At 65.7% G+C, this 21,762-nt stretch carries 18 protein-coding genes and 1 pseudogene; 15 read left to right on the top strand and 4 right to left on the bottom strand.

All coding sequences use genetic code 11. The annotated features are described in order from the left end of the window. Positions 1-169: 169 nt before the first annotated feature. The 4 genes from PVE73_RS20525 to PVE73_RS20510 all read left to right on the top strand — a co-directional run bounded on the left by PVE73_RS20525 (position 170) and on the right by PVE73_RS20510 (position 6,065). Positions 170-1,030, top strand: a complete 861-nt coding sequence (locus tag PVE73_RS20525) for a TIGR01459 family HAD-type hydrolase (RefSeq protein ID WP_277364020.1) — start codon at positions 170-172, stop codon at positions 1,028-1,030. Positions 1,031-1,037: 7 nt separating this feature from the next. After that, positions 1,038-2,042 (top strand): bifunctional riboflavin kinase/FAD synthetase, encoded by a 1,005-nt coding sequence (locus PVE73_RS20520; RefSeq protein ID WP_277364019.1) that lies wholly within the window; start codon positions 1,038-1,040, stop codon positions 2,040-2,042. A 272-nt stretch (positions 2,043-2,314) separates the two neighbouring features. Further along, positions 2,315-5,230 carry an isoleucine--tRNA ligase gene (ileS, locus tag PVE73_RS20515; protein ID WP_277364018.1) on the top strand — a complete coding sequence of 972 codons (2,916 nt, stop codon included), beginning with the start codon at positions 2,315-2,317 and terminating at the stop codon, positions 5,228-5,230. A gap of 127 nt (positions 5,231-5,357) precedes the next feature. Next, positions 5,358-6,065 (top strand): hypothetical protein, encoded by a 708-nt coding sequence (locus tag PVE73_RS20510; RefSeq protein WP_277364017.1) that lies wholly within the window; start codon positions 5,358-5,360, stop codon positions 6,063-6,065. Between the two features lie 23 nt (positions 6,066-6,088). Here the strand turns inward: PVE73_RS20510 and PVE73_RS20505 are convergent, their stop codons facing one another. Then, positions 6,089-6,520, bottom strand: coding sequence for a nucleoside deaminase (locus PVE73_RS20505; RefSeq protein WP_277367531.1), 432 nt, complete (start codon positions 6,518-6,520; stop codon positions 6,089-6,091). Positions 6,521-6,751: 231 nt separating this feature from the next. Here PVE73_RS20505 and PVE73_RS20500 point away from each other — a divergent pair. From PVE73_RS20500 to PVE73_RS20480, 5 genes and pseudogenes are all read left to right on the top strand, one after another. Next, a pseudogene (locus PVE73_RS20500) lies at positions 6,752-8,053 on the top strand (pseudouridine synthase); the annotation flags it as partial. Between the two features lie 9 nt (positions 8,054-8,062). Then, positions 8,063-8,623: a 16S rRNA (guanine(966)-N(2))-methyltransferase RsmD gene (gene rsmD / locus PVE73_RS20495; RefSeq protein WP_277364016.1), complete on the top strand. Its 561-nt coding sequence runs from the start codon at positions 8,063-8,065 to the stop codon at positions 8,621-8,623. A 96-nt stretch (positions 8,624-8,719) separates the two neighbouring features. Next, a complete protein-coding gene (locus PVE73_RS20490) occupies positions 8,720-10,078 on the top strand; it encodes a pitrilysin family protein (protein WP_277364015.1) in 1,359 nt (452 codons plus the stop codon). Then, positions 10,075-11,430, top strand: a complete 1,356-nt coding sequence (locus tag PVE73_RS20485; RefSeq protein ID WP_277364014.1) for a pitrilysin family protein — start codon at positions 10,075-10,077, stop codon at positions 11,428-11,430. Before PVE73_RS20490 ends, PVE73_RS20485 begins: the two co-directional genes overlap by 4 nt. 122 nt (positions 11,431-11,552) lie before the next feature. Then, positions 11,553-12,434: a patatin-like phospholipase family protein gene (locus PVE73_RS20480; protein ID WP_277364013.1), complete on the top strand. Its 882-nt coding sequence runs from the start codon at positions 11,553-11,555 to the stop codon at positions 12,432-12,434. A gap of 29 nt (positions 12,435-12,463) precedes the next feature. Here PVE73_RS20480 and PVE73_RS20475 read toward each other — a convergent pair whose 3' ends face one another. Further along, positions 12,464-14,263, bottom strand: coding sequence for a monovalent cation:proton antiporter-2 (CPA2) family protein (locus PVE73_RS20475; RefSeq protein ID WP_277364012.1), 1,800 nt, complete (start codon positions 14,261-14,263; stop codon positions 12,464-12,466). Between the two features lie 176 nt (positions 14,264-14,439). Between PVE73_RS20475 and PVE73_RS20470 the strand changes: the two genes are divergently transcribed. The 6 genes from PVE73_RS20470 to lpxK all read left to right on the top strand — a co-directional run bounded on the left by PVE73_RS20470 (position 14,440) and on the right by lpxK (position 20,098). Continuing rightward, positions 14,440-15,777, top strand: a complete 1,338-nt coding sequence (locus PVE73_RS20470) for a TldD/PmbA family protein (protein ID WP_277364011.1) — start codon at positions 14,440-14,442, stop codon at positions 15,775-15,777. Then, a complete protein-coding gene (locus tag PVE73_RS20465; protein ID WP_277364010.1) occupies positions 15,770-16,564 on the top strand; it encodes a 3'(2'),5'-bisphosphate nucleotidase CysQ in 795 nt (264 codons plus the stop codon). The genes PVE73_RS20470 and PVE73_RS20465 overlap by 8 nt, the downstream gene beginning before the upstream one ends. 125 nt (positions 16,565-16,689) lie before the next feature. Further along, positions 16,690-16,941 carry a DUF4170 domain-containing protein gene (locus PVE73_RS20460; protein WP_277364009.1) on the top strand — a complete coding sequence of 84 codons (252 nt, stop codon included), beginning with the start codon at positions 16,690-16,692 and terminating at the stop codon, positions 16,939-16,941. A gap of 4 nt (positions 16,942-16,945) precedes the next feature. Beyond that, on the top strand, positions 16,946-17,749 hold the full coding sequence (locus PVE73_RS20455; RefSeq protein ID WP_277364008.1) for a lysophospholipid acyltransferase family protein: 804 nt from the start codon (positions 16,946-16,948) through the stop codon (positions 17,747-17,749). Continuing rightward, positions 17,746-19,065, top strand: coding sequence for a lipid IV(A) 3-deoxy-D-manno-octulosonic acid transferase (gene waaA / locus PVE73_RS20450; RefSeq protein WP_277364007.1), 1,320 nt, complete (start codon positions 17,746-17,748; stop codon positions 19,063-19,065). Before PVE73_RS20455 ends, waaA begins: the two co-directional genes overlap by 4 nt. A gap of 1 nt (position 19,066) precedes the next feature. Continuing rightward, on the top strand, positions 19,067-20,098 hold the full coding sequence (lpxK, locus tag PVE73_RS20445; protein ID WP_277364006.1) for a tetraacyldisaccharide 4'-kinase: 1,032 nt from the start codon (positions 19,067-19,069) through the stop codon (positions 20,096-20,098). A 28-nt stretch (positions 20,099-20,126) separates the two neighbouring features. On the opposite strand, the gene PVE73_RS20440 is transcribed toward lpxK, so the two are convergent. After that, positions 20,127-21,293: a GGDEF domain-containing protein gene (locus PVE73_RS20440; protein WP_277364005.1), complete on the bottom strand. Its 1,167-nt coding sequence runs from the start codon at positions 21,291-21,293 to the stop codon at positions 20,127-20,129. A 203-nt stretch (positions 21,294-21,496) separates the two neighbouring features. Continuing rightward, positions 21,497-21,724, bottom strand: a complete 228-nt coding sequence (locus tag PVE73_RS20435) for a DUF2093 domain-containing protein (protein WP_277364004.1) — start codon at positions 21,722-21,724, stop codon at positions 21,497-21,499. Positions 21,725-21,762 lie beyond the last annotated feature (38 nt).

Genomic DNA, 21,762 nt, shown 5'->3' with positions numbered 1-21,762 from the left:
GTCGGGCGCGGCTGTCCTAGCCGATAAGCATGGAAGCGGCAAGGGCGCGCACCCGCGGCTTCAGCGGCACCACGGAAAGCGGATGACACGTCGCGGCTCTTCGGTTAATTCGTCTCGGCATTCCCAGGCTCCCCCGCCTGCCCATGCTGAAGATGCCCAAGGAGAGTTCATGCCGCAGCCGCCGGCCATGGTCGACAGTCTCGACACGCTCGCAAAATCCTACGCCGTGGTCCTCTGCGATGTCTGGGGCGTGCTGCACAACGGCGTCTCCGCCTTTTCGCCGGCCGTCGAGGCGCTGGCGCGGGCAAGGCGCGCAGGCAAGGCGGTGGTGCTCGTCACCAACTCGCCCCGGCCCAGCGACCTCGTGAAGGAACAACTGCGCCAGATCGGCGTGCCGGACGAGGCATGGGACGAGGTGGTGACCTCCGGCGACGTGACGCGGGAGCTCATCCGCAACGGCCCGCGCCGGGTCTTCCATCTGGGGCCGGACCGCGACCTGCCGATTTATGACGGGCTGGACGCCGAACTGGTGGAGGAGTTCGAGGCTTCGGGCGTAGTCTGCACGGGTCTTTTCGACGACGAGGCCGAGACGCCGGAGGACTATGCGGAGATGTTGCAGCGGCTGCGCGCTCGCGACCTGCCTTTCATCTGCGCGAACCCGGATATCGTGGTGGAGCGCGGCGATCGGCTGGTCTTCTGTGCCGGGGCGCTGGCGCGGGACTACGGCCTGCTCGGCGGCCGTACGCTTATCGCCGGCAAGCCGCACCGGCCGATCTACGAGGCAGCCCTTGCCGCCGCCGGCCGTGAGCTCGGGCGGGAGGTCGGCCCCGGCGATGCGCTCGCCGTCGGCGACGGCGTGCTGACGGATGTGAAGGGAGCGGCTGGAATGGGCATCGACGTGTTGTTCGTGACCGAGGGCATCCACATATCCGAGTACAAGGAGGACGGCAGGCTGGACGAGGCGCGGCTTGCCGCCTTCCTGGAGAAGCACGGCCACAAGCCGGTGGCCGCGGTCGAGCGGCTTAGGTAGGGCGAGGGTGGCGGAGTTCCTGCGGCTTCCCGGTTACGCGAACATCCCAGCGCATCTGCGCGGGGCGGTGGTCGCCATCGGCAATTTCGACGGCGTGCATCGCGGGCACCAGGCGGTGTTGTCGCGCGCACTGGAGATCGCCGCAGAAATGCGGTTGCCGGCGGTGGTGCTCACCTTCGAGCCGCATCCCCGCGCCGTTTTCCGGCCGGACGCGCCGCTTTTCCGCCTGACGCCCGCGCCCATGAAGGCGCGGCTGCTTGAGGTGCTGGGCTTCGATGCGGTCGTCGAGCAGCCCTTCACCCGCGAATTCTCGTCGCTTTCCGCGGAGCGCTTCGTGGCCGAGGTACTGGCGGGCGGGCTCGGGGCGTCCCACGTCGTCGTCGGCTACGACTTCCATTACGGAAAAGGGCGCGGCGGCTCGCCTGAAACGCTTGCCGCCGCGGGCGCGGCTTACGGCTTCGGCGTGACGGTGATGGATGCCTTCTCGGACGAGGGGGGAGAGGTGGTCTCCTCGAGCCGGATCCGCGTGCTGCTCGGCGAGGGCGAGGTGACCGAGGCCGCGGGCTTGCTCGGCTACCGTTTTACGGTGAAGGCGGACGTGACGGGCGGCAGGAAGCTTGGCCGTACACTCGGTTTTCCGACAGCCAACATGGAGTTGGCGGAGGAAGCCGGTTTGAAGCACGGCATCTACGCTGTCCGGTTCCGGAGGGCCGGCGGCACGCTCCACGACGGGGTGGCGAGCTTCGGGCGACGCCCGACGGTGGAAGAGAACGGCACAGCGCTGCTCGAAACCTTCGTGTTTGATTTCGACGGCGATCTCTACGGCGAGACCTGCGCAGTCTCCCTCTTCGGCTATCTGCGCGGGGAGGTGAAGTTCGACGGACTGGAGCCGCTCGTGGCGCAGATGAAGCGCGACGAGGAGGAGGCGAAGACGCTGCTTGCGGGCGTGCGGCCGCTGTCGGAGCTCGATCTGGAGATTGCGTTCGAAGAGCTGGCAGACAATAGCGAATAGCGAGGAGTGAAGGACTGGCAAAGGAAAAACCGCGCCGTCTGCTATTCACTCTTCGGCCCTTTATTCTTCCCGCCGTCTCGGCTAAAAGCGCGGCCATGATGACGAGCACCGGTTTCACGCCGATCGCCATACGAATTATTGGCCCGGCTTTCCACGCGGCCTGAGGGGCTGCGGGAAGGTCCGGGTTCTCTCGCGCTTGCGTCAGGCGCGCTTTCCGCCCGATACGTCATCCGCGACGCCGGCTTCCGGCTCGCATCTTTCACGGCGAAACGATGAACGACACGTCCGAAAAGTTTGATTATTCGAAGACCCTCTACCTGCCGCAGACGGCGTTCCCGATGCGCGCCGGCCTTCCGCAGAAGGAGCCGGAGATCGTCGCCCGCTGGCAGGAGATGAACCTTTACAAGCGCCTGCGCGAGGATGCGCAGGGCAGGCCTCTCTTCGTGCTCCACGACGGCCCGCCCTATGCCAACGGCAACATCCATATCGGCCATGCGCTCAACAAGATCCTGAAGGACGTCATCACACGCTCCTTCCAGATGCGCGGCTACGATTCCAACTACGTGCCGGGCTGGGACTGCCACGGCCTGCCGATCGAATGGAAGATCGAGGAGCAGTACCGCGCCAAGGGCAAGAACAAGGACGAGGTGCCGATCAACGAATTCCGCCGGGAATGCCGGGAGTTTGCCACGCATTGGATCGGTGTGCAGACGCAGGAATTCCTGCGGTTGGGCGTGGTGGGGGATTTCGAGAATCCTTACACCACCATGGCCTATCACGCGGAGGCCCGCATCGCCGGCGAGCTTCTGAAATTCGCCATGTCCGGCCAGCTCTACCGCGGCTCCAAGCCGGTGATGTGGAGCGTGGTGGAGCGCACGGCGTTGGCCGAGGCCGAGGTAGAGTACCACGATTACGAGAGCGACACGGTCTGGGTGAAGTTTCCGGTCGCTGAAGGCGCGCCGGAGCTTGGCGGCGCCTTTGTCGTCATCTGGACGACGACGCCTTGGACGCTGCCTGGCAATCGGGCCATCTCGTTTTCGCCGCGCATCGCTTATGGCCTCTACGAGGTCACGGCGGCAGAGAACGATTTCGGGCCCCGACCGGGGGAGAAACTGATCTTCGCCGACGCGCTGGCTGAGGAATCCTTCGCCAAGGCGAAGCTCCAATTCAAGCGCCTGCGCGACGTGAAGGCGGATGCGCTTTCCGCGGTCGTCTGCGCCCATCCGCTGAAGGGCTTTGGGGGCGGCTATGAATTCCCCGTCCCGCTCCTTCCCGGCGAGCACGTCACCGAGGACGCCGGCACGGGCTTCGTGCACACGGCCCCCGGCCACGGCCGCGAGGACTTCGACGCGTGGATGGATGCAACGCGGGAGCTTGCCGAGCGCGGCATCGACACGACGATCCCCTTCGCGGTGGACGATGCCGGCTTCTTCACGAAGGACGCGCCTGGCTTCGGGCCGGATCGCGAGGGCGGCCCCGCGCGCGTCATCGATGATGCCGGCAAGAAGGGGAATGCCAACAAGGCCGTGATCGACGCGCTGATCGCGAAGGACATGCTCTTCGCGCGCGGCCGGCTGAAGCACCAGTATCCGCATTCCTGGCGCTCGAAGAAGCCCGTGATCTTCCGCAACACGCCGCAGTGGTTCATCTATATGGACAAGGACCTGGGCGACGGCACCACGCTGCGCTCGCGGTCGCTGAAGGCGATCGACGAGACCCGCTTCGTGCCGCCTCAGGGGCAGACGCGCCTGCGTTCGATGATCGAAGACAAGCCCGACTGGGTGCTCTCGCGCCAGCGGGCGTGGGGCGTGCCGATCGCCGTCTTCGTGGACGAGAACGGCGAAGTGCTGAAGGACGAGACGGTCAACGCCCGCGTCATGGAGGCTTTCGAGCAGGAAGGAGCTGATGCGTGGTTCGCCGAGGGTGCCAGGGAGCGCTTCCTCGCCGGCCGCAACGACGCGGAACGCTGGACGCAGGTGAAGGACATCCTCGATGTCTGGTTCGATTCCGGCTCCACGCATGCCTTCACGCTGGAGGACCGGCCCGACCTGAAATGGCCCGCGGACGTTTATCTCGAAGGCTCGGACCAGCATCGGGGCTGGTTCCATTCCTCACTCATCGAAAGCTGCGGCACGCGCGGTCGTGCGCCCTACGATGCCGTCATCACCCATGGCTTCACCATGGACGAGGAAGGCCGCAAGATGTCGAAGTCGCTGGGCAACACGGTTGTGCCCCAGGACGTGATGGCGAAATCCGGCGCCGATATCCTGCGGCTCTGGGTGATGACGACCGACTACTGGGAGGACCAGCGGCTCGGGCAGAACATCCTGCAGACCAATATCGATGCCTACCGCAAACTCAGGAACACCATCCGCTGGATGCTGGGAACGCTCGCGCACGATAACGGCGAGACGGTGCCGCTTGCCGAGATGCCGGAACTGGAGCGGCTGATGCTCAACCGGCTTTTCGAGCTCGACCAGATCGTACGCAAGGGCTACGACAATTTCGACTTCAAACGCATCACGCGCGCGCTCATCGATTTCATGGTGGTGGAACTCTCTGCCTTCTATTTCGACGTGCGCAAGGACGCGCTCTACTGCGATGCACCCTCGAGCACCCGCCGAAAGGCCGCGCTCCAAGTGGTGCGCCAGCTTTTCGACTGTCTCGTGACCTGGCTCGCGCCGATGCTGCCCTTCACCACGGAGGAAGCCTGGCTGGAGCGCTATCCGGACGCCAAGTCCGTGCATCTGGCGCAGTTCCCGGACGTGCCGGCGGATTGGCGGGACGAGGCGCTGGCGGAGAAGTGGCGCAAGGTCCGCCAGGTGCGCCGTGTCGTCACCGGAGCGCTGGAGGTCGAGCGCAGGGAGAAGACCATCGGCTCCTCGCTGGAGGCCGCACCCGTGGCCTACATCACCGATCCCGAACTCAGGCAGGCCGTGTCGGATGTGGATATGGCGGAGGTGTGCATCACCAGCGGCATCGAGATCCGCAGCGACCAGGCCCCGGCCGACGCCTTCAGGCTCGATGAGGTGAAGGGCGTCGCCGTCGTCTTCAAGCGCGCGGGCGGGCTGAAATGCGCCCGTTCCTGGCGTTACACTGACGATGTGGGCTCGGATCCGGAGTTCCCGGATGTCTCCGCCCGCGATGCGGCGGCCCTGCGCGAGCTGAAGGCGCTGGGGCGCATTTAGCAGGTGACATTGCGTCACGGCTGGCCGTCCGCTAAAAGCGGCCAGTCGATGCGCCATCATCTCGTCGGATTTTACGGCGAAGAGGCAGGACTCGAAGGGGCGGCAACTGCGCCGAGGAGAGTTTGAGTTGAAGGATATTGACTGCGGCGCACGCCATTGTGGCGGAAAACGGGGCGCGGCCCAACGATTGGCCGGGGTGGCGGCGGCCGTTTCGGTCGCTTTGCTGTCGGCCTGCACGAGCCCGACCTATGGCACCGGCAAGCCGGCCGATCAGCAGCTTCTGGAAGATGTGACCGGTATCCTTTCCGTGGGGCCCAAGGACAAGCAGGCGATAGACTATGGCCCGCGGCCGGGCATCGTGAAACCGCCTTCCACCGCTGTGCTTCCGCCGCCCCAGGAGGATGTGGCGCAGAACAATCCGGCCTGGCCCGAATCGCCCGAGGAGCGCCTGGCGCGTATCCGCGCCGAGGCGACGGCCAATCAGGACAACCCGTTCTACCGCTCGAACGTGGTGCGCGATATGAGCGGGAACGATGGGTCCGGCCCGACGCTGGAGACGACGGGCACTCAGCTCACCCAGGGCGACCGGGTGAAGCCGGAGATCCTGTCTTCGAGGCAGATGCGTGAGCAGCGCCAAGCCTATCTGCAGCGCAGGCAGCAAACCCAGGGCAGCCCCACCACCCGGCGCTATCTGAGCGATCCGCCGGTCGACTATCGCCAGCCTGCGCCCACCGCGCCCGCCGACGAACTGGGTGTGGACGAGGAAAAGAAGGAACGCGCCGCCAAGCGCACGGGCGACGGGTCCGGCGGTCTCCGTAAGCTCTGGCCTTGGTGATATGGGGCAGCGACGGGGTTATGTCACTCCCGCTTCTCGGCAAAGAAGGCCTTGAGCAGTGCTGCCGCCTCGCGCTCGCCTAGCCCCTCGTAAATCTCCGGCGCGTGGTGGCATGTGGGCTGGCTGAAGAAGCGCCCGCCGTGGATCACGCCACCTCCCTTGGGATCGCTCGCTGCAAAATAGAGCCGGCGGATGCGGGCGAATGAGATCGCTCCGGCGCACATGGCACAAGGTTCCAATGTGACGTAGAGATCGGCGCCGGTCAGCCGCTCCGCGCGTCCGGCCTCGCAGGCGGCGCGAATGGCGAGCATCTCGGCATGCGCCGTGGGATCGTTGAGTTCACGCGTGCGGTTTCCCGCCCTGGCAAGAACCTTTCCATCCCGCGCGACCACCGCACCGACCGGCACCTCGCCGCGCGCGGCGGCCGCCCGCGCCTCCTCCAGGGCGGTGTCCATGAAACTCATACGATGCCTTGGCTGTTGCCGTTCCAATCTTTTTGCTCGCAACACGGAAGACGAATTGATACCTAGCCGCCCTGAAAGGCACAGGCCACCATGAACAATAAAAAAGACAAACCGGCACGCCCGCGTTCGGCTGCGCCGCGAGACAAAACGAGGGGCAAGACCCTAGCGAAGGCTGCGGTCCGCTCCGATGCGGGGAGCCGACCGATGGCCGCGCCGCGCGGGGAGGAAGCGGGTGGTGAGCGCATCGCCAAGCGGCTGGCGCGCGCGGGCCTCGCTTCGCGCCGCGATGCGGAGGCGATGGTCGCAGCGGGCCGAGTGAGGGTGAACGGCCGCGTTCTCACGTCTCCCGCAGTCAACGTGCATCCCTCCGACCGGATCGAGGTGGACGGGACGCCCATTCCCGAGGCGGAGCGCACGCGGCTCTTTCTCTTCCACAAGCCCGCGGGCGTTGTCACCACCACGCGCGACCCCGAGGGGCGCAGGACGATCTTCGACATCCTGCCGGAAGGCCTGCCGCGGCTCATCACCATCGGGCGTTTGGACATCAACACGGAAGGCCTCCTGCTCCTCACCAATGACGGCGGGCTCGCACGCGTCCTCGAACTGCCGTCCACCGGATGGCTGCGCCGCTATCGCGTGCGCGTGCACGGAAAGGTCGACCCGATGGCGCTGGCCGAGCTCGAGAACGGCATTGCCGTCGACGGGGTGTTCTACGGCGCCATCACCGCAACGCTCGACCGGCAGCAGGGGACGAACGCCTGGCTCACGCTCGGCCTGCGTGAGGGAAAGAACCGCGAGGTGAAGAACGTGCTGGGGGCGCTGGGGCTGAACGTCACGAGGCTCATCCGCATCTCCTACGGGCCGTTCCAGCTCGGCGAATTGCCCGAAGGCGCCGTCCAGGAGATCAAGGGCCGCATGCTGCGCGACCAACTCGGCGATCGGCTGATCGAAGAGGCCGGCGCCAATTTCGAGGCGCCGATCGCGCGGCCCTTCGCCAACAAGCCAGTGCGGGCGGAGCGGAAGAAGCCCGGCGAGGAGGACGCGCAGAAACCGGCCGAAAGGGCCGAACGACAGGAGCGGAAGCCCATCAACCGCAAGCGGGAGCGGGAGGAGCGGCGCGAAGAGGCGCGCGACCGGCTGCAGACGAAGCGCCCGGCGCGCTTCGAGGGCAAGACCGGCCCCGCCCGCCACGGGAAAGACGAACGGCCGGTGCGTTCGGGAAAGACGGCGCGGCCGGAAGGCTCTTCCAAACCCGAGCGCCCGTCGCGGGGGGCCAGGCTCGAGCGGTCCCCGCGCGATGCAAAACCGGAGCGCATGCCTCTGGAGCGGCGTTCGCGCGCTTCCAATGTCTGGATGGCGCCGGGTGCGCGGCCGGTGGGGAAGAAGCGGGCGGAGGAAATCGCCGGCGACGCCGGGAAGAAGTCGCGTCCCGCAAGGCCGGGCGGCGGCCGATCTGAAAAGCCGGCTGCCGGCGAGCGGCGGCCGCGGGATGGGAAACCCGGGCCGGGCAGGAAGAAGCGGTAAGGAGGCTCGATGCGCATCGTCGGCGGCACGCTGCGCGGCAGACGGCTCGCTTCACCGAAAAGTGATGCGATCCGCCCGACCACGGACCGGGCACGCGAATCGCTCTTCAATGTGCTGGAGCATTCCTATCCCGGATCGGTCGAGGGCGCGCGGGTGCTCGATCTCTTCTCAGGCAGCGGGGCGCTCGGTATCGAAGCCCTGTCGCACGGGGCGAGCCATTGCCTGTTCGTGGAAGAGGACGCATCCGCCCGCGCGCTGGTGCGCGAGAATATCGAAAGCCTTGGATTGCAAGGCCGCACACGCATCTTCCGGCGCGATGCGACGCATCTGGGACCCGTGGGCACGATGCAGCCCTTCGATCTCGTTTTCGCCGATCCGCCCTACGGCAAGGGGCTCGCGGAGAGGGCGATCGCATCGGCGCTGTCGGGCGGCTGGCTGACGCAGGATGCCCTCATCGTGGTGGAGGAGGCGGCCGCCACGCCGTTCCAGCCCCCGGAAGGCGTTGTTCTGCACGACCTGCGAACCTATTCTTCGAGCACGCTCGCTTTTTGCGGGATTGTCAGAGTTTAGCCACAGGATGCGTGGTACACCTCTGGCTCCAAGAGATGAGGCCGGCCGCCAGACCCGTTCCGGCCTTACGGTATTCAGGCTGGACAGGGTATTTGCATGAGATTGTTTTCCCTTTTCACCGCTTTCCTGTTTCTTGCCGCGGCAAGCCTTCAGGCATCGGCGCAGTCCGCTTCCGGCGCGTTCGAGGCGGAGACGTTTTCCCTGGAGAACGGGCTGCAGGTGGTTGTCATTCCGCAGCGTCGCGTGCCGGTGGTAACTCACGTGCTTTTCTATAAAGCGGGTGCGGCGGACGAGGAGCGTGGTCAGTCGGGCATTGCCCACTTCTTCGAGCACCTGATGTTCAAGGCCACCACGACCCATGAGAGCGGGGAGTTCGAGGCCGCCGTCAAGGCCGTGGGTGGAAGCATGAACGCCTTCACCACCAGCGACTTCACCGCCTATTTCGAGCAGGTTCCCCCGAGTGCGCTCGGCGAGATGATGGCCTTCGAGGCAGACCGCATGCGCAACCTCGTCCTGAGCGACGACGCGATCGAGACCGAACGGCGCGTGGTGATGGAGGAGCGCCTCATGCGGGTCGACAACAACCCTTCCGGCATGCTGCGTGAAGCAGTCGGAGCTTCGCTCTTCCACAACCACCCCTATGGCACGCCTGTGATCGGCTGGATGCACGAGATCAAGGACCTGACGAAGCAGCAGCTCCAGGCCTTCTATGACCGCTACTACCGGCCGAACAACGCCGTGCTCGTGGTCGCGGGCGACGTCGACACCGAGACCGTGCGCAAGCTTGCCGAGGAGACATATGGAAAGCTGGAGCGCGGGCCCGACCTGCCGCCGCGCGTGCGCCCGATGGAGCCGGAGCACAAGGTCGAGCAGGCGTCGATCCTGCGCGATGCGCGCGTCACGCTTCCTTCCTTCTCGCGCAACTGGTTCGGCCCCGCGCCGTTCGGCGAGGACCAGGAGGACGTGGATGCACTGCTCGTCCTGAGCACGATCCTGGGAGGAGGGGAGCGCAGCAGGCTCTACCAGGAACTCGTGGTGAAGAAGCAGATCGCTTCCGCCGCCGGAGCCTGGACCTCCACCAGCATGCGCGACTATTCGCAAATCGGCGTCTATGCCTCGCCCATTTCCCCCGACAAGCTGCGCGAGGTGGAGCAGGCGGTCGATGCGGAGATCAAGAAGATGGCGGTCGAGAACGTTTCCGACCACGAGCTCGAAACGGCCAAGAAGGTGCTGGCGAGCCAGCTCATTCTCGGTTGGGAGCGGCAGATGTCGCGTGCGCTGGAGGCGGGCACCACGCTGATGCTCGGCGGAACGCTCGAAGACGTCGCCTCGATCCGCGAGCGTATCGACGCGGTCACGGCGGACAATATCCGTGAAGTGGCGCAGCGTTATCTCTCGATACACCGCAGCGTCGCTGGCTACCTCCTGCCCATGGATGCGGAGGATCCGGCATGAGAAACGAAAGGATCATGATGGCGGTCGCCATGAAAGCGCCTCTCCGGGCCTGTCTGCGGGCTTTCTCGTTTGGCATCGTTCTCTTCGCGCTCGTCCTTCCCGCCCGCGCGAACCTCGACATCGCCGAGGTCACCTCGCCCAAGGGCATCAAGGCCTGGCTGGTGGAGGACCAGAGCGATCCGATCGTCGCCATCTCCTTCGCTTTCCTGGGCGGCAGCAACCAGGATCCCAAGGGCAAGGAAGGCCTGGTGGAACTGATGACCTCGCTGCTCGACAATGGTGCTGGCGATCTGGATTCCGACAGGTTCCAGCAGCGCCTCTACGAGACGGGGGCTGACCTTTCCTTTAGCACGGGGCCGGAATTGGTCTCGGGCCGGCTGCGAATGCTCGCCGGCGAAACGGAGGAACCGCTGGAGCTGCTCTCGCTGGCCGTCACCGCGCCGCGTTTCGACGAAGAGGAATTCACGCGCGAGCGTGCCCTCGCCATCTCCGACGTGAGATCCGACAGCAACGATCCGGACACCCGCGGCCGCAAGGCGCTCATGGCCACCCTCTATGGAGACCATCCGCTCGGCCGGCCTGTGGAGGAGGAAACCCTTGCCGCCGTGGCGCGCGAGGACCTGCCTGCCTTCCACCGGAAGCTATTCGCGCGGTCCAACCTGATCGTGGGTGTGGTGGGTGCGATCGATCCCGCCACGCTGGAGGGCATTCTCGACCAGGTCTTCGGTGACCTTCCGGAGCAGGCGGATTTGGCCGATATCCCGCCGCCGCAGCTCAATTTCGGCGAGGAGGTGCGCGAGGCTTACGATCGCCCGCAGACCTCCATCACGATGGTCTATCCCGGTGTCGCCGCGACGAGCCCTGACGTTTACCCCGCCACGCTGCTGGCGGAGATCCTGGGCGGGAGCGGACTTTCCTCGCGGCTCTTCACCGAACTGCGTGAGAAGCGTGGCCTCACTTACGGCGCGAGTGCGGATCTCGATGCCAATCCCGAGTGGGGCGATCTGGTTATGGACGTGGCCACCGGCAGCGACCGCGCCCAGGAGACGCTGAGCACCGCGCGCGACGTCATTCACCAGATCGTCGAGCAGGGTCCGACGCCGGAGGAACTCGCCAGCGCCAAGAAATACGCGATCGGTTCCTACGCGATCTCGCAGCTGAGCTCGACAAGCCAGATCGCAAGCACGCTGGTGGGCCTGCAGAGGCTCGGCAGGGGCAGGGACTATGTCGAGAAGCGCGTGGAGCTCTTCAACGAAGTCACGCTCGATGACGTGAAGGGAATGGCAGATCGGCTCCTGTCCGTGGAGCCGACGACCCTGATCGTCGGCCCGGGGCCGAGGGCTGAAAATTAGGCGTGGGCCAGCGGTCCGCTTCCCGCGGGCCGCGTTGCCCTGGCGGCATGCCCGGCAGGGATGCTATGTCGTTTTCGGGAACCCAAGAAGCGGAACATGGTTGGCCCGAAGAGGCAAGGGCAATGACTGAGCACAAACCCGCCAAACGGATTGTCGCGTCGCCGGCCCCATCCGGGCCGACATTCGCTGTCGCCTTCGGCGGCGGAGGCGCGCGGGGCCTTGCCCATATCCATGTGATCGAGGCGCTGGACGAGTTGGGCCTCCGCCCGGTCATGATCTCCGGCTCCTCCATCGGCGCGATCATGGGGGCGGGGATGGCGGCCGGCATGCCCGGCAAGGACATCCGCGCTTATGCCGGCCAGGTCCTCGCCCGTCGCTCCGAGGTGGCCGCCCGCATCTGGCGCGCCCGTCCGGCGAAATTCTCCGAGATGATGGAGACGGGCATACGCCTCGGCCAGTTCAATGCGGAGCGCATCCTGAAGGAGTTCCTGCCGCGGGAAATTCCCGACACGTTCGAGGAGCTGTCGATTCCGCTGCGGGTCACCGCAACCGACTATTACGGCCATCATCTCACGGTTTTCGAGGCCGGCGAACTCCGCTCGGCATTGGCCGCCTCGGCGGCGCTGCCGGCGGTCTTCCGCCCGGTCATGCGGGATGGGCGCATGCTCATCGACGGCGGCATCTACAATCCGGTTCCCTTCGATGTCCTGGAGGGTGCGGCCGACATCCTGATAGCGGTGGATGTGGTGGGCGTTCCTGCCGTGCGCTCGGCCAAGATCCCGAATACGATAGAGATGATGTTCGGAGCGACCCAGCTCATGATGCAGTCCATCATCGCCATGAAGCTGGAGAGGAAGCGGCCCGACATCCTGCTCAGACCCTCGATCTCGGGTTTCCGCGTGCTGGATTTCCTGAAGATGGACGCGATCATGGCCGAGACCGCTTCGATCAAGGACGAGCTGAAACGCGCCGTGGAAACGGTCCTCAAACGGAATGCGGCGTGAGCAGCATGCCGATCGGGCACTGACGATCCCTAACCCGGATTCTCCCCCGACACGACATCGAGCCGGCGGGATTCATGGGCGGGTTTGATGAGAGGCTCCGGCGTGACCGGCCGCACATGCATCTTGTCCCCGCCGGCCTGCAGACCTTCCACCGCCTGGATGGCGAGCCGCTCCTCATCGCGCCTCCTCACGTCGTTGACGATTGCCTGGGCAAGCTCCTCGCTCGCGCCGAGTCCTTGAAGGGACCGCTGCCCGAAGAGCAGGGCCGATTCGAATGTTTCGCGGATCTCGTAATCGACGCCCTGCGCCCGCAGCGCCAGCGTATGCGCGCGATCATAGGAGCGCACATAAAGCTTCACATGCGGAAACTCCGACCTGATCATGTTGACGATGGCATCCGTCGTCGTGCGGACATTGGTGCAGACGGCCACGATCTTCGCTTTTCGGATGCCCGCGGCTTCCAGCACTTCCTTGCGTCTTCCATCGCCGAAATAGATGCGGAAGCCGAACTTCTCGACCGCCCGCACGCGCGTGGCCGAATGGTCGATGATGGTCACGTCGCTGCCGCCGGCAAGCAGGATCTGGGAGGCAATCTGCCCGAAACGGGAGAAGCCGATCATGAGGATGTCCGAGCCGGCGCCGTCGAAGGACTCGTCCATCTCCTCACGCTCGTCCTCCCGCGTCAGATAACCGCCCAGGCGCACCGAAAGCGGCGTGAGCGCCATCGAGAGCGTCACCACGGCAATGAGAAGAGAGGCGGTCGAGGAAGAAAAGATCAGCGCGGAAGAGGCGGCCGTGAAGAGGACGAACCCGAACTCGCCGCCCTGCGGAAGAAGTGTGGCCACCCGCACCGCGGCATTGTGGTCGCAGCCGAAGACGCGGCAAACGCCATAGACGAGGATCGCCTTGGCGAGCATCATCAGGGGCACCAGCCCGGCGATCAACAGCCAGTTCTCCACGACCACCTCCAGGTCGAGCGAAAGACCGATGGCCATGAAGAACAGGCCGAGCAGGATGCCGCGGAACGGCTCTACGTCCGCCGTGAGCTCGTGCCGGTAGGAGGAGTCGGCCAGGAGCACGCCGGCGATGAAGGCGCCGAGGCCCATCGACAGGCCGGCGAATTGCAGCAGCGTGGCGGAGCCGAGCACCACCAGGAGGGCAGCGGCGATCATCGCCTCGTGCGCGCCGGTGCTCGCGATCAGCCGGAAGAGCGGATTGAGGAGATACCGGCCCGCCAGGATCAGAGCCGCGACGCAGGCAAGCGCCAGCACGAAACGGCCGAGCGTGATGTCGGCTGCTCCCTCGCCGCCGGGGGAGAGCAGGGGCACGAGGGCCAGCAACGGCGCGATCGCCAGATCCTGCAGGAGCAGGATGGAGATCGCGGTGCGTCCGTATGGCTGGTTGATCGTGCCCTCCGTTTCCATGATCTGCACGCCAAAGGCCGTCGAGGAGAGCGCGAGGCCAAAGCCGATCACGATCGCCGCCGCAGCCGACAGGCCGAACAGGAAGAAGGCGGCGAGCGCCAGCGCGATACCGGTGACCAGAACCTGGGCGAGGCCGAGGCCGAAGATCTCGCGCCGCATGGCCCATAGACGGGAGGGGTTGAGGTCGAGGCCGATGAGGAAGAGCAGGAAGACGACGCCCAGCTCAGCCACGTGCAGGAGCCCTTCCCCATCCACGACGAGCCGCGCGATGGGGCCGATCACGACGCCGGCGGCGAGGTAGCCAAGGATCGTGCCGAGCCCCAGCCGCATGAACAGCGGGGCCGCGATCACGGCTGCGCCGAGGAGGAGGAGTGGCTGATAATAAATTCCGGCGGCCGCTTCCATACATCCTACCTGTTTCTATCTGTTGAGAGGCACACGCGAGGCGTTGCCATTGCGCTGCCCGTTCGGGCACCATAAATGGTTCCTTATGTCCATGTCTTGCCCACTCTTTCACCTCCACCACATAGTCAAAGTGGCGCCGCGCGGCGGCCACGAGAAAACCCGGACCCGGAGCGACCATGTCTCTCGATGAGAAACCCCTGCTCGATCGCGTTGCCAGCCTGGTGGAGGCGGCAAAACGCGCCGGCGCCGACGCGGCGGATGCGGTCGTCATGCGTTCCCGCTCGAGCAGCGTCTCGGTGCGTCTCGGCAAGGTCGAAGGCACCGAATCGGCCGAAAGCGACGACATGTCTCTGCGCGTCTTCGTGGGCCGGCGGGTCGCGAGCGTTTCCGCCACGAGGAGCTCCGATCCGGCAGCACTCGCCGAGAGGGCCGTCGCGATGGCGAAGGTCTCCCCCGAGGATCCCTATCAGAGCCTCGCCGAGCCCGAGAGGCTCGCGCGCGACATCGCCGATCTCGACTTGATCGACAGCATGGAGGTGCCGGCCGAGCGTCTGACGGAGGATGCGCTCGCCGCCGAGGAAGCCGCCCTTGCCGTGCCCGGCGTCACGAACTCCTCCGGCGCCGGAGCGAGCGCGGGCTCCGGCGGCCTCGTGCTCGCCACCTCGCATGGCTTCGTCGGTCAGTATTCGGCAACGCGCTTCGGCCGTTCCGCGAGCGTCATCGCCGGGGAAGGCACGAAGATGGAGCGGGACTACGACTATTCCTCGCGTCTCCACTTCGCAGATCTCGAAACGCCGGAAAAAATCGGTCGCACGGCGGGCGAGCGGGCGGTGAAGCGGCTCAATCCGCGCCGGGTGAAGACCGGCGTCTTCCCGGTCGTCTACGATCCGCGCGTCGCGCGCGGCATCGCCGGCCACATCGCTTCGGCCGTCAACGGCGCCGCCGTCGCGCGCAAGACGAGCTTCCTGCGCGACATGATGGGCAAGCAGGTTGCCTCCTCCGGCGTCACGGTCACCGACGATCCCTTTCGCCGGCGCGGCCAGAATTCCCGCCCCTTCGACGGCGAGGGCGTGGCGGGCAAGCGACTGGCCCCGGTGGAAAAGGGAATTCTCACTGCCTGGTTCCTCTCCACCTCCACCGCGCGCGAACTGGGCCTGGAGACCAACGGGCGTGGCGTCCGCGCATCCTCCTCCGTCAACCCCTCGGCCACCAATTTTGCCATCGAGCCTGGGGAAACGCCGCCCGAGGACATGATCGCCTCGATCAAGAACGGCTTTTACGTGACAGAGCTCTTCGGCCACGGTGTGGATCTCGTGACCGGTGATTACAGCCGCGGCGCATCCGGCTTCTGGATCGAGAACGGCGTGATCGCTTATCCGGTGTCCGAGATCACCATCGCGTCGAACCTGAAGGACATGTTCCTGCGCATGACGCCCGCGAGCGATCTCGACCGGAACTACGGAATCGCCGCGCCGACACTGCTCATCGACGAAATGACGGTTGCCGGTGAGTGAGGCCCTCAACACCGCCGAGCAGGACCTTTCCCTGATCGCCGAGGCGGCGCGCGATGCCGGCCGGATCGCCATGCGGTATTTCCGCCAAGACCCGGAGGTCTGGTGGAAGGAGGGCAAGTCGCCGGTGAGCAAGGCCGATCTCGAGGTGGACAGGTTCCTGCGCGAAACCCTGCTCGCCATGCGGCCGGGTTATGGCTGGCTGTCGGAGGAAACGGCGGACAACAAGGACAGGCTCAACGCACCGCGCACCTTTGTGGTTGACCCGATCGACGGCACGCGCGCCTTCATCGACGGGCGCAGCTTCTGGTGCGTGAGCATCGCGGTGGTCGAGGGGGGGCGCGCCATCGCCGGCGTGCTGGACTGTCCGGCGCGGGGCGAGTTCTTCAGCGCCTTTTCCGGAGGTGGCGCGTTGCGGAATGGCGCCCCCATTGCGGTGAAGCGGCCCGGACACGAGTTTTCCCTCGCCGGCCCGAAGAACATGATGAGGGCGCTTCCGCCTGAAGTTTACGCTCGGGTAACCCCACATCCTTATGTTCCCTCTTTGGCCTATCGCGTCGCGCTGGTGGCGAGCGGCGGGCTGGATGCCACTTTCGTCAAGCCCGCGTCCCACGATTGGGACCTCGCAGCGGCCGATGTGATCCTTGCAGAAGCAGGCGGAAGTGTCGTCGACGACATGCTGCGGCGGCCGCACTATGCAGGTCCGGATCCAAGGCGCGGAGCACTGGCGGCTGGCAGCGGGCGCTTGCTGGAGATCATGGCCGGCGTGGTTGCCGATATCAGGGAGTGATCGGCGGAAACCTGCGGGTAACACATTCTGCATGCAAAGGTTTTCAAAGGATCGGATTTAATCTAGATCAGGCGACTGCTTCGCAGGCTTGCCACAAAAGCTCCCAAAAAAGGGAAGATGAGCCAATGGCTGAGGATCAGGAAAAAAAGCAGCTTCTTCATCTCGTCTTCGGTGGCGAGCTGAAGTCGCTCACAGGTACCGAGTTTCGCGATCTGGATGCGCTGGACATCGTCGGCATCTACGGGGATTACAAGACCGCCGAGACCGCCTGGCGGGCAAAGGCACAGCAAACCGTGGACAATGCCCATATGCGTTATTTCATCGTTCATCTGCACCGCCTGCTCGATCCGGATGCCGGCAGCGTCGAGCGGACGTGAGTTGATGGCGCAAAGGGCGGTCGCCCGGTCGATGGCGGTGAAGAAGAGGCGTCAGGAGCGGCCGTTGAAGTCGCTCTGGCGGCGTATCCGCAAACCGCTGGCCCAATCCCGTTTCGTCAAGAACATGTTGGCCTCGGGCATGGCCATTGCGCTCCGTATAGTGGAGCGCACCAACCCGCGCGTGGAAGGCTCCCAGGACGTGGATGCTAGGTTCGCCGAGATTGGCCCGGCCATCGTGGCGCTCTGGCACGGGCAGCATCTGCTCGCGCCCGCGATCAAGCCGCGCCGGCATCCGCTCGTCGCTCTTTTCTCGAAGAGCGCCGATGCCGAGCTCAACGCGCTCGTGGCAGAGAAGATGGATATCAAGGCCGTTCGCGGCTCCGGCGGGCGTGAAGGCAAGGCAAGGCTGAAGAAGGGGGGCGCCGCTGCGCTGATCCAGTTGAAGCGCGCCATCGAGGCCGGCAGCAACGTGGCGATGATCGCCGATATCCCTCACGGGACGCCGCGAGAGGCGGGGTTGGGGATCGTCACGCTCGCGCGGCTTTCGGGCCGCCCGGTGGTGCCGATGGCGATCGCCACCAGCCGGCGCAAGGTGCTGGAGCGGACCTGGGACAAGACGACGATCAACCTTCCCTTCGGGCGGTGCGCGGTCGTGATGGCCGATCCGATCCTCGTGGCAGCCGACGCCGACGACGAGGAGATGGAAGCGAAGCGCCGCCAGCTCACGGATGCGCTCAACCGCGTGACGCGCGACGCCTATCGGCTCGTCGACGGGCACCCCCCGTACCCTGATCGTGACGGTCGATGAGCGAACGCTGGGCACGCGCCATTCTCACCACTTATCGCTGGGCGGGGGCTGCGGCGTTCCCGCTCATCGGCGGCTATGTCGCCTGGCGCGTCAGCAAGGGTAAAGAGGACCGCAGTCGCCGGCACGAGCGTTACGGCAGGTCCGATATACCGCGTCCGGAAGGGCCGCTGATCTGGGTGCATGCGGCGAGCGTGGGCGAGACGATCGCCGTTTTGGGTGTCATCGATCATCTTCTGGCGAGCGGCATCCATGTGGTTCTCACCACTGGCACGGTGACGTCGGCCAACGTCGCGGCGGAACGCCTGGGCGACCGGGTCATCCACCAATATGTCCCGCTCGATCTCAAGCCCGCGGTGAGCCGCTTTCTCAACCATTGGAAACCGGATCTGGCTGTCATGGCCGAATCGGAGATCTGGCCTATGACGATCCTGGAATTGGGAGCCCGCCGCGTGCCCCAGGTGCTGGTCAACGGCCGCATGTCCGATCGCTCCTTCGCGCGCTGGCAGCGCAGGTCGTCGGTGGCCGAGGCGCTGCTCGAGAATCTCGCCCATGTCGTCGCCCAGTCGGAACTTGACGGCGAGCGCTTCCGCCAGCTCGGCGCGCGGCCGGTCACGGTTTCGGGCAATCTCAAGGTAGACACCCATGTGCCCCCGGTCGAGCAGGGCGCGCTGGCAGCACTGCAGCGCGCGATCAACGGGCGCAAGACCTGGGCAGCCATTTCCACCCATGAAGGCGAGGAGATGGTCGCGGCGGATGTGCACGTCCTGCTGAAGAGGCGGCACCCGGACGTGCTGACCATCGTCGTTCCGCGCCATCCCGAGCGTGCGGCGGACCTGAAGACAGAACTTGAAGCCCGCGGCCTGAAGGTCGCCTTGCGCAGCGGCGGTGAGCCGGTGACGGCCGCGACCGATATCCTGCTCGGCAACACGATTGGCGAGATGGGCCTCTATCTCCGCCTGACGGAGATCGCCTTTGTCGGCCGTTCCCTTACCGGGCAAGGCGGGCAGAACCCCCTGGAGCCGGCCATGCTGGGCACGGCAGTGCTTGCCGGCGTGAACGTGCAGAATTTCCGCGAATCCTACCGCAAGCTGATCGACTGCGGCGGCGCCAAGCTGGTGCGTGATGCGCAGATGCTGGCCGGCGCCGTCAACTTCCTCTTGAAGAACGATGAGATGCGGCGTGGCATGATCGCCGCCGGACGGGCGACCGTGCAGGAGATGTCGGGCGCGCTCCCGCGCACGCTGACCGCGCTCGAGCCCTTCATCCATCCGCTGATCGTCAAGGCCCGCCTCAACGGCGGCAACGGCTCGGGCTGACATGGCGACCGGGGACGCGCCGCCCTTCTGGTGGGAGAAGCCGGACTGGCGCGCCTGGGCGCTGTGGCCGGTGTCCTCCATCTACGGGTTTGCGGCGCGCACGCGCATGCGCACGGCCAGGCGCGAGAAAGTTGCGGCGGCTGTGCTCTGCATCGGCAATCTCACGGTTGGCGGCGAGGGAAAGACTCCGGTCGCCATCGCGCTCGCCAGGGAGGCGAAGGCGCGCAAACTGAAGGTGGGTTTCCTGAGCCGTGGCTATGGCGGCAGCTTTTCCGCGCCCCATCTGGTCAATCCGGAGGAGGATTCCGCCCGTGTCGTAGGGGACGAACCGCTGCTCCTCGCCCGCCACGCCTTGACCGTTGTGACGCCGGATCGCGCGGCGGGCGCACGGCGGCTCGTGCAGGCTGGCTGTGAACTGATCGTCATGGACGACGGTTTTCAGAGTGCGCGCATCCACATGGACTATGCCCTCATCGTCGTGGATGCGCGGCGCGGCCTGGGCAACGGCCATGTCATCCCCGGCGGGCCCCTGCGGGCGCCGCTCGTGGATCAGATGCGTTTCGCCGACGCAATCGTGACGATGGGCCAGGGAAGTGCTGCCGATGCCGTCGTGCGCAGCGCCTCGCGCGCGGGCCGGCCGGTCTTTGCGGCCCGCATCCGCCCGCGCGGCAGGAGCGGCATGAGGGGCAAGCGCGTGCTTGCCTTCGCGGGCATCGGCAACCCGCAGAAATTCTACGCCACGCTGCAGGAGGCCGGCGCGGAGGTCGTAGCGACGCGCTCTTTCCCCGACCACCATCCCTTCAGCGAGGAGGAGGTCGGTGAGCTGGCGTCCAGGGCTTCGGCGGATGGCCTGACGATGGTCACCACGGAAAAGGACCTCGTGCGGCTTCGCCACGCGCCGGGAAATGTGCGGGACTTCGCCGCCTCGGTGGTGGCGTTGCCGGTGGAAGCCGTGTTCGAGGAGCCCGGCGCACCGGACGCCATCCTTCGCGACACGATGGCGGCCTGGCGGGAGCGGATGATGAAAGGCTAGCGGGGCAAATGCTTGCCGTCAGGCGCAGTCACGGCTTGCGGGCCGCCATTGCTCCCGCCGGGTCTGCCTGCCACTCCGCGCGGGTTTGGTTCCGGCCCGCCCGCTTCGCCTGGTAGAGCGCCTTGTCGGCGCGTTTGAGACTGGCCCAGAGCGGTTCGCCGGGGCGGATGCGGGCGAGGCCGAAGCAGCAGGTTACCGGCTCGATCGCACTGACACCGATAAAGCGTGTCTTTTCCACGGCCTTGCGCACCCGTTCCGAAAAGCCAAAAGCCTGGTCTTGGCTGATGTCACGCAGAACCAATACGAATTCCTCGCCGCCCGTTCGCGCCACGATGTCCTGCTTGCGCACGTTCTGACGGATGATCTCCGCGAAGGCGGCGAGCACGGTGTCCCCCACATGGTGCCCATAGGTATCGTTGATCGCCTTGAAGCGATCGAGGTCGCACACCACGATCACGCTGGTGGAGCCCGCTTCCACCTTCTCCAATCGGCGCGATTGGCGTTCCAGTCCGCGCCGGTTCAACACGCCGGTGAGCGGATCGAGATCGCGTTCCTGTCTGAGCTTGGAAACGATGTCCACCACGAGGATCGCGAGCAGGCACAGGCCGCCCATTGCGCCGATGATAGACGTCGACAGCACCAACGCATGCCAGAAATCGGTCTCGCCGAACTGTCGCGGTGTGGTGGGCATCGTCACGGACCGGATCGTAAGGAGCGTGCGGGGAAAGAAATGCAGGCCGGATACGAGCAGCAGGAAAAGCAGCGCCTTGTCCGTCCAGGTGCCTGCGAACAGGAAGCGGGCGCGCCAGGCCGCATGCAGCAGGATGAGACCCATGCCGAAATTGAGGATGTAGATCCGGGCGATGAGGTTGCGGTCGATATAGAAGAAGTACCAGAGCCCGCCGGTAATCCCCGCCAGGTAGAGCGCGGCAAGCCAAGCGGGGAACCGCTTGCCGGAGCGCTGCAGGATGCCGTCGCCCACCAGCGCCATGCTTGCGGCGTACAGAAAGCCGGATATCACCGCGTTTTGCCCTATGTCGGGCGGAAGTCCCGCGAACTGGCTGAACATGGCGAGCGAGAGGACGCAGAAGCCTACCGCAAGCGTCATGGCGAAGCGCAGCTTCCGCTCCAGGGCCCAGAGACCGAACAGGGCGATTCCGAAGAGGAGGAATAGAACGGGCGGAACGAACTTCATGCGCCTGCCTGGCAAGAGCACGGGACGGATAGTGCCTTGCGAATCAATAGCACACGTGCATCTGCAACGGATTTTACTAACGGTTACAGTGTGACATGGCTAGGCCGAGTTCCCGGAAGCGGTAACAGGGTTAAGGAATGGCTTCCGCGAGAAGCGACGCTTAGCCGGCATTGAACGCGTGGTGACGTTCTGCGGCCCGTCGCTCAGTGCTGCCGGACGGGTGGGTTGAGCTCGAGTTCCCGCTGGAGCGACACTTCCGCGTTCATATAGGGCTCCTGGCGCGCGACGCTCCAATATTTCAGCTCTTCAAGCGGGATGGCCTCTCCGGTGACGGCACAGCGAACGAAAGCGCCGGGGGTCAGGACCTGAAAGTCCCCGTCGAGATAACGGATGCGTGCTTCCCGGGCACCCGGGCCCTCGAAACGGTTCATGCGAAACTGCCTCTGCTTACGCCTTCATGCGCCATATT

It is taken from the genome of Chelativorans sp. AA-79, from assembly GCF_029457495.1.
Lineage (GTDB): Bacteria > Pseudomonadota > Alphaproteobacteria > Rhizobiales > Rhizobiaceae > Chelativorans.
Note: the sequence above shows the minus strand (reverse complement) of the source record. Positions and strands in the feature narration are given on the sequence as shown.

What these genes read in the sequence shown, in the direction of transcription:
- PVE73_RS20440 (WP_277364005.1), bottom strand. Translation starts at nt 21,293, where the DNA reads ATGAAGTTCGTTCCGCCCGTTCTATTCCTCCTCTTCGGAATCGCCCTG.
- ileS (WP_277364018.1), top strand. Translation starts at nt 2,315, where the DNA reads ATGAACGACACGTCCGAAAAGTTTGATTATTCGAAGACCCTCTACCTG.
- lpxK (WP_277364006.1), top strand. Translation starts at nt 19,067, where the DNA reads ATGGCGACCGGGGACGCGCCGCCCTTCTGGTGGGAGAAGCCGGACTGG.
- PVE73_RS20460 (WP_277364009.1), top strand. Translation starts at nt 16,690, where the DNA reads ATGGCTGAGGATCAGGAAAAAAAGCAGCTTCTTCATCTCGTCTTCGGT.
- PVE73_RS20435 (WP_277364004.1), bottom strand. Translation starts at nt 21,724, where the DNA reads ATGAACCGTTTCGAGGGCCCGGGTGCCCGGGAAGCACGCATCCGTTAT.
- PVE73_RS20475 (WP_277364012.1), bottom strand. Translation starts at nt 14,263, where the DNA reads ATGGAAGCGGCCGCCGGAATTTATTATCAGCCACTCCTCCTCCTCGGC.
- PVE73_RS20480 (WP_277364013.1), top strand. Translation starts at nt 11,553, where the DNA reads ATGACTGAGCACAAACCCGCCAAACGGATTGTCGCGTCGCCGGCCCCA.
- PVE73_RS20455 (WP_277364008.1), top strand. Translation starts at nt 16,946, where the DNA reads ATGGCGCAAAGGGCGGTCGCCCGGTCGATGGCGGTGAAGAAGAGGCGT.
- PVE73_RS20525 (WP_277364020.1), top strand. Translation starts at nt 170, where the DNA reads ATGCCGCAGCCGCCGGCCATGGTCGACAGTCTCGACACGCTCGCAAAA.
- waaA (WP_277364007.1), top strand. Translation starts at nt 17,746, where the DNA reads ATGAGCGAACGCTGGGCACGCGCCATTCTCACCACTTATCGCTGGGCG.
- PVE73_RS20490 (WP_277364015.1), top strand. Translation starts at nt 8,720, where the DNA reads ATGAGATTGTTTTCCCTTTTCACCGCTTTCCTGTTTCTTGCCGCGGCA.
- PVE73_RS20470 (WP_277364011.1), top strand. Translation starts at nt 14,440, where the DNA reads ATGTCTCTCGATGAGAAACCCCTGCTCGATCGCGTTGCCAGCCTGGTG.
- rsmD (WP_277364016.1), top strand. Translation starts at nt 8,063, where the DNA reads ATGCGCATCGTCGGCGGCACGCTGCGCGGCAGACGGCTCGCTTCACCG.
- PVE73_RS20485 (WP_277364014.1), top strand. Translation starts at nt 10,075, where the DNA reads ATGAGAAACGAAAGGATCATGATGGCGGTCGCCATGAAAGCGCCTCTC.
- PVE73_RS20505 (WP_277367531.1), bottom strand. Translation starts at nt 6,520, where the DNA reads ATGGACACCGCCCTGGAGGAGGCGCGGGCGGCCGCCGCGCGCGGCGAG.